Annotated in this window: 8 protein-coding genes; all 8 read left to right on the top strand. The window is 66.6% G+C overall.

The genetic code is table 11. From position 1 onward, the window contains the following. Positions 1–6: 6 nt before the first annotated feature. Positions 7–1164 carry a 2-methylcitrate synthase gene (gene prpC / locus D0Y85_RS15360; protein WP_117311037.1) on the top strand — a complete coding sequence of 386 codons (1158 nt, stop codon included), beginning with the start codon at positions 7–9 and terminating at the stop codon, positions 1162–1164. A gap of 109 nt (positions 1165–1273) precedes the next feature. Further along, a complete protein-coding gene (acnD, locus tag D0Y85_RS15355) occupies positions 1274–3892 on the top strand; it encodes a Fe/S-dependent 2-methylisocitrate dehydratase AcnD (protein WP_117311036.1) in 2619 nt (872 codons plus the stop codon). 94 nt (positions 3893–3986) lie between these two features. Next, entirely contained in the window at positions 3987–4691 is a 705-nt protein-coding gene (locus tag D0Y85_RS15350; protein WP_117311035.1) for a hypothetical protein, read from the top strand. A 100-nt stretch (positions 4692–4791) separates the two neighbouring features. After that, positions 4792–5034: a type II toxin-antitoxin system ParD family antitoxin gene (locus tag D0Y85_RS15345; protein WP_117311955.1), complete on the top strand. Its 243-nt coding sequence runs from the start codon at positions 4792–4794 to the stop codon at positions 5032–5034. A gap of 77 nt (positions 5035–5111) precedes the next feature. Continuing rightward, positions 5112–6290 carry a 2-methylaconitate cis-trans isomerase PrpF gene (gene prpF, locus D0Y85_RS15340; RefSeq protein ID WP_117311034.1) on the top strand — a complete coding sequence of 393 codons (1179 nt, stop codon included), beginning with the start codon at positions 5112–5114 and terminating at the stop codon, positions 6288–6290. 102 nt (positions 6291–6392) lie between these two features. Then, the gene (locus D0Y85_RS15335; RefSeq protein WP_117311033.1) at positions 6393–7853 is read left to right on the top strand and encodes a bifunctional 2-methylcitrate dehydratase/aconitate hydratase; all 1461 of its coding nucleotides are present in this window, start codon (positions 6393–6395) and stop codon (positions 7851–7853) included. Positions 7854–8028: 175 nt separating this feature from the next. Next, positions 8029–12936: an alpha-2-macroglobulin gene (locus D0Y85_RS15330; RefSeq protein ID WP_117311032.1), complete on the top strand. Its 4908-nt coding sequence runs from the start codon at positions 8029–8031 to the stop codon at positions 12934–12936. A 49-nt stretch (positions 12937–12985) separates the two neighbouring features. Next, the gene (gene pbpC / locus D0Y85_RS15325) at positions 12986–15370 is read left to right on the top strand and encodes a penicillin-binding protein 1C (RefSeq protein WP_117311031.1); all 2385 of its coding nucleotides are present in this window, start codon (positions 12986–12988) and stop codon (positions 15368–15370) included. Positions 15371–15399 lie beyond the last annotated feature (29 nt).

Raw genomic sequence — 15399 nt, 5'->3', positions numbered from 1 at the left:
GGAAACATGAACGATACGACCGCAACCCCGACCTTCAAGCCGAAGAAGTCCGTCGCCCTGTCCGGCACCGCTGCCGGCAACACCGCGCTGTGTAGCGTCGGCCGTAGTGGCAACGACCTGCACTACCGTGGCTACGACATCCTGGACCTGGCCAACACCAGCGAGTTCGAGGAAATCGCCTACCTGCTGGTGCATGGCAAGCTGCCGACCCGCGCCGAGCTGGTTTCGTACAAGGCCAAGCTGAAGTCGCTGCGTGGCATTCCGGCCGCGGTGAAGGCCGCGCTGGAAGAACTGCCGCCGTCGGCGCACCCGATGGACGTGATGCGCACCGGCGTGTCCGTGCTCGGCTGCGTGGCGCCGGAGAAGGATGACCACAACCATCCGGGCGCGCGCGACATCGCCGACAAGCTGATGGCCTGCCTCGGTTCGATGCTGCTGTACTGGTACCACTGGAGCCACAACGGCCGTGCGATCGACGTGGAAACCGACGATGACTCCATCGGTGGCCACTTCCTGCACCTGCTGCACGGCGAGAAGCCGCAGGATTCGTGGGTGAAGGCGATGCACACCTCGCTGATCCTGTACGCCGAGCACGAGTTCAACGCTTCGACCTTCGCCTGCCGCGTCATCGCCGGCACCGGCAGCGACATGTACAGCGCGATCTGCGGTGGCATCGGCGCGCTGCGCGGCCCCAAGCACGGCGGCGCCAACGAAGTGGCGTTCGAAGTGCAGAAGCGCTATGACAATCCGGACGAAGCCGAGGAAGACATCAAGGCCCGCGTGGAGCGCAAGGAAGTGGTGATCGGTTTCGGCCACCCGGTCTACACCGTGTCCGATCCGCGCAACAAGGTGATCAAGGACGTCGCCCGCGAACTGTCCGAAGAACAGTCGAGCATGAAGATGTACGACATCGCCGAGCGCCTGGAAACGGTGATGTGGGACATCAAGAAGATGTTCCCGAACCTGGACTGGTTCAGCGCCGTCAGCTACCACATGATGGGCGTGCCGACCGCGATGTTCACGCCCCTGTTCGTGATCGCCCGTACCGCCGGCTGGAGCGCGCATATCGTCGAACAGCGTATCGACGGCAAGATCATCCGCCCGAGCGCCAACTACATCGGCCCGGAAGATCGCGAGTTCGTGGCCATCGACAAGCGTTCCTGATCATCGCCACTGTTGCACTGCTGCAAGCATCCGGCCGGCCCCGTGCCGGCCGGATGCCGTCACCGCCGTATCGCCGGCACCCGGCCCGCCACGAGCATTCCGCCAGCCCATGAATACCGATTACCGCAAGACCCTCCCCGGCGCCTCGCTGGACTATTTCGATGCGCGCGCCGCCGTCGACGCGATCCAGCCCGGCGCCTACGCCACGCTGCCGTACGTATCGCGCGTGCTGGCCGAGAACCTGGTGCGTCGCTGCGATCCGGCCACGCTGACCGACTCGCTGAAGCAGCTGATCGAGCGCCGTCGCGACCTGGATTTCCCGTGGTTCCCGGCGCGCGTGGTATGCCATGACATCCTCGGCCAGACCGCGCTGGTGGATCTGGCCGGCCTGCGCGATGCGATCGCCGACAAGGGCGGTGATCCGGCCAAGGTCAACCCGGTGGTGCCGGTGCAGCTGATCGTCGATCACTCGCTGGCAGTGGAATGCGGCGGTTTCGATCCGCAGGCGTTCGAGAAGAACCGCGCCATCGAGGACCGCCGCAACGAGGACCGCTTCCACTTCATCGACTGGACCAAGCTGGCCTTCGAGAACGTGGACGTGATTCCGCCGGGCAACGGCATCATGCATCAGATCAACCTGGAGAAGATGTCGCCGGTGATCTACGTGCAGGACGGCGTCGCCTTCCCCGATACCTGCGTGGGCACCGACAGCCACACCCCGCATGTGGATGCGCTGGGCGTGATCGCCATCGGCGTGGGCGGCCTGGAAGCGGAGAACGTGATGCTGGGCCGTGCGTCGTGGATGCGCCTGCCGGACATCATCGGTGTCGAGCTGACCGGTCGGCCGCAGCCGGACATTACTGCCACCGACGTGGTGCTGGCCCTGACCGAATTCCTGCGCAAGGAGCGCGTGGTCGGCGCCTGGCTTGAATTCTTCGGCGAAGGTGCCGCTGCACTCACCATCGGTGATCGCGCCACCATCTCCAACATGTGCCCCGAATACGGCGCAACCGCCGCGATGTTCTACATCGACGGCCAGACCATCGACTACCTGCGCCTGACCGGTCGCGAGGAAAAGCAGGTCGCACTGGTTGAAAACTACGCGCGCAGCACCGGCCTGTGGGCCGATGACCTGGCCACTGCGGAATACGAGCGCGTGCTGCACTTCGATCTGTCGACGGTGGTGCGCAACATGGCCGGCCCGAGCAATCCGCATCGCCGCCTGCCGGTATCGGAACTGGTCGAGCGCGGCATCGCCGATGCCGCCAAGCTGGAAGCCGGCAAGGCCGAGCAGGCACAGGGCCTGATGCCCGATGGCGCGGTGATCATCGCTGCGATCACCAGCTGCACCAATACCTCCAACCCGCGCAACGTGATCGCCGCCGGCCTGCTGGCACGCAAGGCCAACGAGCGCGGCCTGCTGCGCAAGCCTTGGGTGAAGTCGTCGCTGGCACCCGGTTCCAAGGCAGTGCAGCTGTACCTGGAAGAAGCGGGCCTGCTGCCGGACCTGGAGAAGCTGGGCTTCGGCATCGTCGCCTTCGCCTGCACCACCTGCAATGGCATGAGCGGCGCGCTGGATCCGAAGATCCAGCAGGAAATCATCGACCGTGACCTGTACGCCACGGCGGTACTGTCGGGCAACCGCAACTTCGACGGCCGCATCCATCCGTATGCGAAGCAGGCGTTCCTGGCCTCGCCGCCGCTGGTGATCGCCTACGCCATCGCCGGCACCATCCGCTTTGACATCGAGAAGGATGTGCTGGGCGTGGACACCGACGGCAACGAAGTGCGCCTGAAGGACATCTGGCCGAGTGATGCCGAGATCGATGCGGTGGTGAAGGCGGCGGTGAAGCCGGAGCAGTTCCGCAGCGTCTACAACCCGATGTTCAACGTACGCGTCGAACACGGCGCAGCGGTGAGCCCGCTGTACGACTGGCGCCCGCAGAGCACCTACATCCGTCGCCCGCCGTACTGGGAAGGTGCACTGGCCGGTGAGCGCTCGCTGGCCGGCATGCGTGCGCTGGCGGTGCTGCCCGACAACATCACCACCGACCACCTGTCGCCGTCCAACGCGATCCTGGCTTCCAGTGCCGCGGGCGAATACCTGGCGAAGATGGGCCTGCCGGAAGAGGACTTCAATTCCTACGCCACCCACCGCGGTGACCATCTGACCGCGCAGCGTGCCACCTTCGCCAACCCGAAGCTGTTCAACGAGATGGTGCGCAATGAAGACGGCAGCGTGAAACAGGGTTCGCTGGCGCGCGTCGAGCCGGAGGGCAAGGTGATGCGCATGTGGGAAGCGATCGAGACCTACATGCAGCGCAAGCAGCCGCTGATCATCATCGCCGGTGCCGACTACGGGCAGGGCTCTTCGCGTGACTGGGCCGCCAAGGGCGTGCGCCTGGCCGGCGTGGAGGCCATCGTTGCCGAAGGCTTCGAGCGCATCCACCGCACCAACCTGATCGGCATGGGCGTGCTGCCGCTGGAGTTCAAGCCGGGCACCACCCGCCTGACGCTGGGCATCGATGGCACCGAAACCTTCGACGTCATCGGTGAACGTACGCCGCGCGCCGAGTTGCGCGTGGTCATCCACCGCCGCGACGGCCAGGACGTGATCGTGCCGGTCACCTGCCGCCTGGACAGTGACGAGGAAGTGGCGATCTACGAGGCCGGCGGCGTGCTGCAGCGCTTCGCGCAGGACTTCCTGGAAGGCGCCAAGGTGGCGTAAGGCAGCAAATAGCTTGCTTGCGTCGAGTTGCCGCCATGCTGGCTTCGGCCCGCATGGCGGTGGTGATGGAGGAGAGGGGCGTTGCCCTATCTGCATGGGGACCGCGTTCTACAACATCGCAGGCACGGTTAACACCGCCTTCATCCTGCTGAGCCTGTTGGGTGTGGGCGCGCAGTTTCGGTTGGTGCGCAACCGTCGGGAGCGTGCGGATGCGACTGAGAGTGCCACTGCAGTGCTGTCGCTGAATCAGTTCAGTGTCAGCTTCCTGGCGTACCTGTCCTTCTTCGCCTATGGTTACAGCGTCACGCCGTTCAATCACTTCATTGTCTGGCCGCGTTTGCTTGCGTCGGTGCTGGTCATGGCCATCCTGGTGGAGATCTGGCGTGACCGCCGAAGCCGCTCCGCGACGATCTGCCTGCTGGCAGCCTTGTTGCTGATGACCTGCGCGCTGGCCGGCCTGGCCTGCGGGAATCGTCATGTGGACGAGGGCAGGGTGGTGGCCAGCGCGATGATCGTAGTCATCACTGCCTTGCTGGCGCAGGGCTACGCACACCAGATCCTGCTGATCCTGCGCAATGGCCATACCGGTGCGGTGTCGTTGCGGATGAGTCAGTTGATCCTGCTGATGGACCTGTCCACGGTCGTATTTGCCGCGGCCATGGGCCTACGGATGGGATGGCCGTTGCTGCTGCTGGCAGCGGTGAGTGGAAGTACCAAACTGGTCATCCTGTATCTGTTCCGATGGCAGCACGGGACGTCCGCGCGGGCGCGGCGAAATCATGCTGAGGCGCCTGCTTGATGGCGATGCCCTCGTCATGCCAAGGCTGGCGCTTCTGCCCTTGTCGCTGTCCCGAGCGTCTCGCAGACTGTCGCGTGATAGTTCTGCAGAAGAGGCCTATATGGTCAATATCAACGTGGTGCTGACGGATGAGCTCAAACAATTCGTGGATAAGGACATTCGTGAAGGCGGTTACGCCAGCGCTTCCGAGTATGTCGGCGACCTTGTCCGTCAGCGAAGGCGTATCAAGGCTGAAGACCTGCTACGCCAGTTGATCGCGGAAGGCCTCGCTTCGGGGGCTCCGGCCCCACTTCCTCCGGGGCACTTCCAGAAGCTGCTTGAGCGCGCATCGAATCTAAAATGAAGCCAGTACATCCGGCCCACCGCTAGGCGGTGCACGGCTCCCGAAGAATTGTTTCATTGCACACAGGAACCCGAGCCATGACCTTCCTCCCGCAACTCCGTATTCCCGCCACCTACATGCGCGGTGGTACCAGCAAGGGCGTGTTCTTCCGCCGGCAGGACCTGCCCGAGGCCGCTCAGGTGCCGGGTGCCCCACGCGATGCGCTGCTGATGCGCGTGATCGGCTCGCCCGACCCGTATGGCAAGCAGACCGACGGCATGGGTGGGGCCACCTCCAGCACCAGCAAGTGCGTAATCATCTCCACCGCCTCGGTGCCGGATCACGACGTGGATTACCTGTATGGCCAGGTGTCGATCGATACCGCGTTCGTGGACTGGAGCGGCAACTGCGGCAATCTCAGCACCGCCGTTGGTCCGTTCGCGATCGCCAACGGCCTGATCGATCCGGCCCGCGTGCCGCGCGATGGCCTGTGCACCGTGCGCATCTGGCAGGCCAACATCGGCAAGACCATCATCGCCCATGTGCCGATGCGCGATGGGCAGGTGCAGGAGATCGGCGATTTCGAGCTGGATGGCGTGACCTTCCCGGCTGCCGAGATCCAGCTGGAATTCCTCGATCCGTCCGACGATGGTGACGCCGGTGCGATGTTCCCCACCGGCAACCTGGTCGATACGCTGGACGTGCCGGGCGTGGGCAGTTTCGAGGTGACGATGATCACCGCCGGCATCCCGACCATCTTCCTCAACGCCGCCGACCTCGGTTACACCGGCACCGAACTGCAGCCGGCGATCAATGAAGACAAAGCGGCGCTGGAGCGTTTCGAGAAGATCCGTGCCTACGGCGCGCTGCGCATGGGCTTGATCCAGAAACTGGAAGACGCGGCGACCCGCCAGCACACGCCGAAGGTAGCCTTCGTCGCCCCCGCGCAGGATTACGTGTCGTCCAGCGGCAAGGCGATCCCGGCCGCGGACATCGATCTGCATGCCCGCGCGCTGTCGATGGGCAAGCTGCACCACGCGATGATGGGCACCGCTGCAGTAGCGATCGGTACCGCCGCGGCGATCCCCGGCACGCTGGTCAACCGTGCTGCTGGCGGCGGCGAGCGCGAGGCCGTGACCTTCGGGCATCCGTCGGGCACGTTGCGCGTGGGTGCGCAGGCCGCACTCGTTGACGGCCAGTGGACGGTGTCCAAGGCCATCATGAGCCGCAGCGCCCGCGTGCTGATGGAAGGCAAAGTGCGCGTGCCGGCCGAATAGTGCTCTGGTAGATGCCGACCTTGGTTGGCATGCAAGCGCCAACCAAGGTTGGCGACTACCGGGACGCGCGGCCTGACCTGCTTTCCGGCGAGGAGATCGATAATGTCCGACAGCCACACCCCATCCAACACCCGTGCAGCCTGGGATGCGCTGCTGGTGGACATCGTCGACTACGTGCGTGACACGCGCATCGACTCGCCGCTGGCGTTCCAGACCGCGCATCACTGCCTGCTCGACACGTTGGGCTGCGGGTTGGAGGCGCTGGCCTTCCCCGCCTGCAGCAAGCTGCTGGGCCCGCTGGTGCCGGGTATCAGCGTGGCCAACGGCGCGCGCGTCCCCGGCACCAACTTCGTGCTCGATCCGGTGCAGGCGGCTTTCAACATCGGCGCGATGGTGCGCTGGCTGGATTTCAACGACACCTGGCTGGCCGCCGAGTGGGGCCACCCCTCGGACAACCTCGGTGGCATCCTCGCCGTGGCCGACTGGCTTGGCCGCAACGCGGCCGCGTTGAGACGCCCGCCGCCGACCGTGCATGACGTGGTGCTGGCGATGATCAAGGCGCACGAGATCCAGGGCGTGCTGGCGTTACGCAACTCTTTCAACCGGGTCGGCCTGGATCACGTGCTGCTGGTCAAGGTGGCCACCACCGCCGTCGTCGCGCAGATGCTGGGCCTGGACCGCGAGCGGATGCTCAATGCGGTGTCGCTGGCCTGGGTGGATGGACAGGCGCTGCGCACCTACCGGCATGCGCCCAATACCGGTTCGCGCAAAAGCTGGGCGGCCGGTGATGCGACCAGCCGTGGCGTACGCCTGGCGCTGATGGCCGCCACCGGCGAGATGGGCTACCCCAGCGTGCTCAGTGCACCGACCTGGGGCTTCGAAGCGGTATCGATGCATGGCCGGGCGCTGACCCTCGGCCGCCCCTTCGGCAGCTACGTGATGGAGAACGTGCTGTTCAAGATCAGTTTCCCGGCCGAATTCCACGGGCAGACGGCGGTGGAGGCGGCGATCATCCTGCACCAGCAGCTGCGCGCGCAGGGGCGAACGGCCGAGGACATCGAACACATCGCGATCCGTACCCAGGAAGCCTGCATCCGCATCATCGACAAGCAGGGGCCGCTGCACAACCCTGCCGACCGCGATCACTGCGTGCAGTACATGGTGGCCATCGCGCTGCTGCATGGGCGGCTGGTGGCCGAGGATTACGAGGACGACATGGCGGCCGATCCGCGCATCGACGCGCTGCGCGCGAAGATGACCTGCCATGAAGACCCGCAGCTCAGCGACGACTACCTGGACCCGGACAAGCGCAGCATCGCCAACGGGCTGACGGTGCGCTTCAACGACGGCAGCGCGCTGCCGGAGGTGCTGGTGGAGTACCCGCTGGGCCACGCACGCCGGCGCGCAGAGGGTATCCCGCTGCTGATGGACAAGTTCCGTCGGCACCTGGCGCACCGCTTCCCCACCGCACAGCAGCAGCGCATCCTGGCCGCCTCGCTGGATCCGGTGGCGCTGGCGGCGATGCCGGTGACCGACTACGTGGACCTGTACCTGCCGGGGTAGGGGACACTTTGGTAGGTGCCAACCTTGGTTGGCACGGACCCAACGCCAACCGGGGTCGGAGGCTACCGCGCCGGGCATGGCCCGGCGCTACCGTTCCGATGCATTCCTGCCGAATCCGCGTCAACGCCTTGACGCGACGCGACTATAATGGCCACCTCGATCAAGGAGTGACGACATGAGCGGTCCGGCACGGCGGATGCGGTGGGGATGGACGGCAGCATTGCTGGCAGGAGGCCTGTTGCTGGGCCTGGCCGGTTGCCGCAACGACAGCGGGCAGCTGCCAAAGGCCAGCGGCGAAGCCATCGCCACCAAGGCCGAGCAGGTGAAGGAGTTCACCCTGCTGCGTGCCTACCCGGACCAGAAGAGTGAAGGCCTGTCGCTGGCGCTGGAGTTCTCGCGCCCGCTGGTCGGCACCCAGGACTTCGACAAGCTGGTGCGCTTCGAAGAGAAGGTCGGCAACGATGACAGCAGCTGGACCCTGTCCGATGACGGCCTGACCCTGCGCTATCCCTTCGTCGAAGCCGGCAAGGAATTCAGCCTGGTGGTCTCGCCGGACCTGCTGGCCGCCGATGGCAGCCGCCTGGGCAAGGAACTGAAGCAGAAGGTCTTCAGCGGCGAGCTGAAGCCGGTGGCCGGTTTCGCCTCGCAGGGCAGCGTGCTGCCGGCCAAGGACAGCCGCGGCCTGCCGGTGGTGTCGGTGAATGTGCCGGAGGTCGATGTCGAGTTCCTGCGCGTGCGCGAAAAGGATCTGCCGACCTTCTTCAGCCAGTACCAGCGCGGTGGTCGCCGCGGCAGCTGGGAACTGAGCAGCGACTACGAGCGCAGCCCGATCAACAAGCTGGCCGAACCGGTCTACGTCAACCGCTTCATCCTGGGCGGCAAGCAGAACGAGCGGGTGCTGACCTACCTGCCGACCCAGGACATCAAGGAACTGCAGGAGCCGGGGCTGTATTTCGCCCTGCTCAAGCGCACCGGTGACTACGAGGGCGAGTTCGATACCGCATTCTTCTCGGTCAGCGACATCGGCCTGCACACCCGCGCGTACAAGGACAAGCTGTTCGTCCATACCGCCGCGCTGAAGGACGGTGCATCGCTGAAGGGCATCGACCTGCGCGTGCTCGATGCCAAGGGCGAAGTGGTGCTGAAGGGCAGTACCGACAGCAATGGCAATGCGCTGCTGAACTACACCCTGGATGCCACCCACGTGCTGGTGGCCAGCAGCGGCAAGGACACCAGCTTCCTGCCCTTCAACCAGCCGGCGCTGGACCTGAGCGAGTTCGCCGTGGCCGGCCGTGACAACGCCTGGTTCGATGTCTATGCCTGGTCGGGCCGCGACCTGTACCGCCCGGGTGAGACGGTGCGCCTGTCGGCGCTGCTGCGCGACAACGACGGCAAGCCGATCAAGAGCCAGCCGGTGTTCCTGCGCCTGAAGCAGCCCGATGGCAAGACCTTCCGCGAAACCCGCGTGCAGCCGGGCGAACAGGGCTACATCAACTTCGAGCAGACCATTCCCGCCGAGGCGCCGACCGGGCGCTGGCAGGTGGAGTTCCGCACCGACCCGGCCAGCAAGGAAGCGATCCAGGGCATGACCCTGCGCATCGAAGAGTTCCTGCCCGAGCGCATGAAGCTGGACCTGGACAGCGCGCAGAAGACGCTGAAGCCGGGTGAAGACCTGCGTCTGCAGGCCAACGGCGCCTATCTGTACGGTGCCCCGGCCGATGGCAACCGCTTCACCGCGCGCATGGCGGTGGCTGCCGAGCTGAAGCCGGTGGAGGGCCTGCCGGGCTACTTCTTCGGCGACCCGACCCTGCAGCTGCCGCGCGAAGCCAAGGATGTCATCGACACCACGCTGCCGGCCAATGGCCAGCTGCGCGAAGACGTGTCGTTGCCGGAAGAGGCGACCAAGGCGAAGGCGCCGATCGCGGTGGTGCTGTCCGGCAGCCTGTATGAAACCGGTGGCCGCACGGTCACCCGCACCCTGAAGCGGGTGGTATGGCCGGCCGCCGCACTGGTCGGCGTTCGCCCGTTGTTCAATCCGGACGACGGCGCTGATTCCAACGGCAACGCGCGGTTTGAACTGATGCGCGTGGATGCGGCCGGCAAGCCGCAGCCGGCCAAGGGCCTGAAGATCACCCTGGTGCGCGAGCTGCGCGACTACCACTGGACCTTCAACGACAACCGCTGGGACTACGATTTCACCCGCCGCTTCGAAAACAAGGAAACCCGTACCGTCGATGCCGGCGGCAGCGCGGTGGCCTTCGACTTCCCGGTGGAGTGGGGCGAGTACCGGGTGGACGTGTTCGATCCGTCCACCGGCCTGACCAGCCGTTATCCGTTCCGCGCCGGCTGGAGCTGGGGCGATGACAACCGTGGCCTCGATGCTCGCCCGGACAAGGTCAAGCTGGGCCTGGACAAGACCGGCTACAAGGCAGGCGATACCCTGGAAGTGACGGTGACCCCGCCGCACGCCGGCAAGGGCGTGCTGATGGTCGAGACCGACCGCATGCTGTACGTGCAGGACATCGACGCCAAGCCCGGTGCCACCTACAAGATCCCGGTCACCGCAGACTGGGAGCGCCACGACGTCTACATCACCGCGCTGGTGTTCCGCGGTGGCAGTGCGCCGAGCAAGATCACCCCGGCCCGCGCGGTGGGCGTGGTGCACGTGCCGATGGACCGCAAGGGCCGCACCGTGGCCGTCGGCCTGGCCGCGCCCAAGCAGATGCGACCGGAGCAGGACCTGCCAGTGACGGTCAGCGCACCGCAGCTGGCCGGCAAGGTCGCGCACGTCACTGTTTCGGCCGTGGACGTGGGCATTCTCAACATCACCCGCTTCCCGGTGCCCGATGCCGGCGCCCACTTCTTCGCCCAGCGCCGCCTCGGTATCGATGCCTATGACATCTACAGCCGGGTGATCGAGAGCTTCGACGGCGGCAGCGGCAAGCTGAAGTTCGGCGGCGACATGGCGCTGCAGGCGTTGCCGCAGGCCAAGCGGCCGACCGCGCGCGTGCAGACCGTGGACCTGTTCTCCGGCCCGGTGCAGCTCGATGCCAAAGGCATTGCCCGCATCCGCCTGAAAGTGCCGGATTTCAATGGCACCCTGCGGGTGTCGGCGCTGGTCTACAGCGATGACCAGTACGGCAAGCGCGATGTGGAAACCGTGGTGCGCGCACCGCTCCTGGCCGAGGCCAGCATGCCGCGCGTGCTCGCCCCGGGCGACCGCAGTACGGTGACCCTGGACGTGCAGAACTTCACCGGCAAGCCCGGTCAGTTCAACGTGCGCGTGGACAGCGAAGGCCCGCTCAGCCTGGGCGAAGGCACGCGCAGCGTGCAGCTCAATGCCGATGCCAAGACCACGTTGAGCTTCCCGTTGTCGGCGCGCGAGGGCCACAGCGTGGCCAAGGTGCGCGTGCGTGTGGATGGCAACGGCTTCAAGGCCGACCGCCGCTACGATCTGCCGGTACGCGCGGCGTGGCCGCAGGTACTGCGCTCGCAGGTGCGCACGCTCGATCCGCTGGCGGCGGTGAGCCTGGATGGCAGCCTGATGGACGGGCTGATGTCCGAATCGGTCAATGCCCGCCTGCTGGTCAGCCCGCTGCCGCCGATCCCGTTCGCCAGCGCGCTGCAGGGCGCGTTGAACTATCCGTACGGCTGTGCCGAACAGACCACCAGCAAGGGCTACGCCGCGCTGATCCTGGACCAGGCCACGTCGTCCATGCTCGGCGCTGACGGTCTGGACGCGAAGACCCGCCGCGAGCGCATGGAAGGTGCGTTCGGTCGCCTGGCGTCGATGCAGGTGGCCAACGGCAACTTCTCGATGTGGGGTGACGACGGCTACGTGAACCCGTGGCTGACGCCGTACATCGCCGAGTTCCTGCTCGATGCCAAGGACGGTGGTTTCGCGGTGCCGGACAACGTGCTGCAGAAGGCGCTGAACCGCCTGAGCGAAGACCTGCTGTCCGGTGGCAACCAGTTCTACGGCCAGGAAAAGCGCGAGAGCCTGAAGTTCGCCAACCAGGCGTACTCGGGTTACGTGCTGGCCCGCGTCAACCGCGCGCCGCTGGGTACCCTGCGCACGCTGTACGACAACGAACGCAGCAAGGCCGTGGGTGGTCTGTCGCTGGTGCACCTGGGCGTGGCGCTGTCGCTGCAGGGCGATGCCAAGCGCGGCCAGGCGGCCCTCGCGGCGGGCTTTGCCAAGTCCAGCAGCGAACGCCCGTCGTACTTCGGCGACTACGGCAGTGCCGTACGTGACGATGCGCTGATGATCGCGCTGACCCACGAGAACAAGCTGGCCAAGCCGGCATGGGATGCACGCGCGGTCGATCTTGGCCGTGGCTTGGATGCGCGCCGCAGCAGTGGCTGGATGTGGCTGAGCACGCAGGAACAGGTGGCCATCGCCCGCCTCGGCAAGGCACTGGCCGCCAACCAGAAGGCGCTGGTGGCCGGTGAGCTGGTGATCGGTGGCAACAGCGAGGCCATCGGCGAACGCAAGCTGTTTGGCCGCAACTTCGATGCGGGGCAGCTGGCTGCGGGCGTGCGCTTCACCCCGCAGGGACAGCCGCCGATGTTCGCCAGCATCGACGTGGCCGGCATTCCGCGCAGCGCGCCGGCACCGGACAACAGCGTGATCGGCGTGGAGCGAAGCTACTTCGGCACCGATGGCAAGCCGTGGTCGCCGCGTCCGCTGAAGGAAGGTGAAGCGCTGATCGTGCGGGTCACCATCACCGCCGACAGCGAGATGCCCGATGCGCTGCTGACCGACCTGCTGCCGGCAGGCCTGGAGATCGAGAACCTCAACCTGGGCGATGCCAAGCAGTGGGCCGATGTGGTGGTCGATGGCATCACCATCAGCGACCGCAGCGAAGCGGCCGATACCAAGCACGAAGAGTTCCGCGATGACCGCTACGTGGCGGCGCTGAAGCTCTCGCGTGGCAGCAAGGCCAACGTGTTCTACCTGGTGCGTGCGGTCACTCCGGGTACCTACACGGTGCCGCCGTCGCTGGTGGAGGACATGTACCGGCCGCAGCTGCGTGGCGTCGGCCGCAGCAACCCGACCACGCTGACGGTGGTACAGCCGTGACCGCGCGGACGGGCCGCGACGGCGCGGCCCGTCCCACTGGATGCCGTGGATGAAGGTGGAATCGCTGAAAACGCGGCTGCCGCGCCTGCGGCAGCGGCTGCAACCGCTGTGGCCGTGGCTGCGCTGGGGCATGGCGGCGTTGCTGGCGCTGCTGCTGGTGCTGGATTTCGCCTTCCCGCCGCCGTTGCCCCGGCAACGCGACACCAGCACGCTGGTGGTCGCCGCTGACGGCAGCCCGATGCGGGCGTTCGCCGATGCCGAGGGCGTGTGGCGCTATCCGGCGTCGGTCGACAGCGTGTCGCCGCTGTACCTGCAGGCGCTGCTGACCTACGAGGATCGCTGGTTCTGGCAGCACCCGGGTATCAATCCGCTGGCGATCCTGCGTGCCGGTGGGCAGCTGCTGCGGGGTGGCCGCATCGTCTCCGGAGGCTCGACCCTGACCATGCAGGTGGCGCGCATTCTCGATCCGCATACGCGCACGCCCTGGGGCAAGCTGAAGCAGATGCTGCGTGCGGTGCAGCTTGAGGTGCACCTGTCCAAGCGCGAGATCCTCGCGTTGTATCTGGAGCGCGCGCCCTACGGTGGCACCATCGAAGGCGTGGAGGCGGCCAGCTGGGCCTACCTGGGTAAGCCGGCCGCGCAGCTTTCGCATGCCGAGGCCGCGTTGCTGGCGGTACTGCCACAGGCACCCAGCCGTCTGCGCCCGGATCGTCATCCCGAAGCTGCGCAGAAGGCACGCGACAAGGTGCTGGCGCGCATGGCCGAGCTCGGCGCATGGACGCCGGAGGAAGTGGAAGATGCGCGCATCGAGAACGTGGTCGCACGCTCGCTGCGTCCACCGCTGCATGCGGCACTGCTGGCCCAGCGCCTGCACTCGGCGCATCCGGGGCAGGCGCGGATCCAGAGCAGCATCGACATCGGCCTGCAGCGCACCCTGGAAGAGCGCGTGGCCAGCTATTTCTCCACGCTGCCCGAGCGCACCTCCGCCGCACTGCTGGTGGTCGACAACCAGACCCTGCAGGCGCGTGCGTATGTCGGCACGCTGTCTTTCGGTGATCGGCAACGGCTGGGCCACGTGGACATGGTGCAGGCGTGGCGCTCGCCGGGCTCCACCCTGAAGCCGTTCCTGTATGCCATGGCACTCGATGATGGCCTGATCCATTCCGAGAGCCTGCTGGTGGATGCGCCGCAGAGCTTCGGCAGCTATCGGCCAGGCAACTTCGACATGGCCTTCAACGGCCCGGTCAGTGCTGCCAGTGCGCTGCGCCTGTCGCTGAACGTGCCGTCGGTCGACCTGCTGCAGCGGGTAGGTGCGGCACGCTTCGCCGCGCGCCTGTCGCACGCTGGCATCCAGTTGCGCTTCCCGCCGGGCAGTTCGCCCAATCTGTCGCTGATCCTCGGCGGCACCGGCGCGCGGCTGGAAGACCTGGTCGGTGCGTTCGCTGCGCTCAACCGCAACGGCATTGCCGGCCGCGTGCGCTACACCGATGACGAACCGATGATCGAGCGGCGGCTGGCTTCGCCCGGTGCCAGCTGGATCGTGCGCGAGATGCTGGAATCGAATCCGCGCCCGGGGTACGGCGTTGGCACGTTCGACGTTGGCGGGCGGCCGCGCGTGGCCTGGAAGACCGGAACCAGCTATGGCTACCGCGATGCGTGGGCGATCGGCAGTACCCGCCACTACACCGTGGGCGTGTGGGTGGGGCGCCCCGATGGCACGCCGTTGCCGGGGCAGTACGGCGCGGTCACCGCCTTGCCGTTGATGTTCGAGGTGGTCGACAGCCTGCCACGCCAACGCGGCGATGCGGCGGCCGCGCCGATGCCGGCCGGCGTGACCCAGGCAGACATCTGCTGGCCAACTGGAGAACTGGCCGAAGGGTTGCCAGCGGCACTCTGCCAGCGACGCCTGTCGGCCTATCTGCTGGACGGTGCGGCACCGCCGACGTTCCCCGAACGCGAGGCACGGCGATGGCAGCCTGGCCGCCAACGCTACCTGGCTGACGCGCGCACCGGACTGCGCGTATCAGCTGACTGCAGCGCGCCACATGAGGAAGTCGCGCGGGAAATCGCGCGATGGCCGGCGCTGTTGTCACCCTGGCTGCCCAAGGCCACCCGCGATGCCTCACAGCTTCCCGCGCTGTCGCCGGACTGTCGCGATGATGGCCGCGAGGCCAGTGTGGCCCTGCATATCGATGGCCTCAACGAAGGCGCAACGCTGGCGCGTGCACCCAATGCCGAACATGGCGTACGCCTGCAGCTGCGCGCATTGGGCAGCGAACAGGCCGTGGACTGGCTGCTGGATGGTCGATGGATCGCGCAGACGCGCGGTGCGCAGCTGATGCAGCGCGAGTTCGCCGATCCGGGCGCGCATACGTTGACCGCGCTGGCTGCCGACGGCGCCTGGACGCAGGTACGGTTCAACGTGCTGCGGTAGCGCCGGGCCATGCCCGGCGGATGTCACGT

Origin of the sequence: Stenotrophomonas sp. G4 (assembly GCF_003428825.1) — a bacterium.
Classification (GTDB): domain Bacteria; phylum Pseudomonadota; class Gammaproteobacteria; order Xanthomonadales; family Xanthomonadaceae; genus Stenotrophomonas; species Stenotrophomonas indicatrix.
This window is presented reverse-complemented; position numbering and strand designations above follow the sequence as displayed.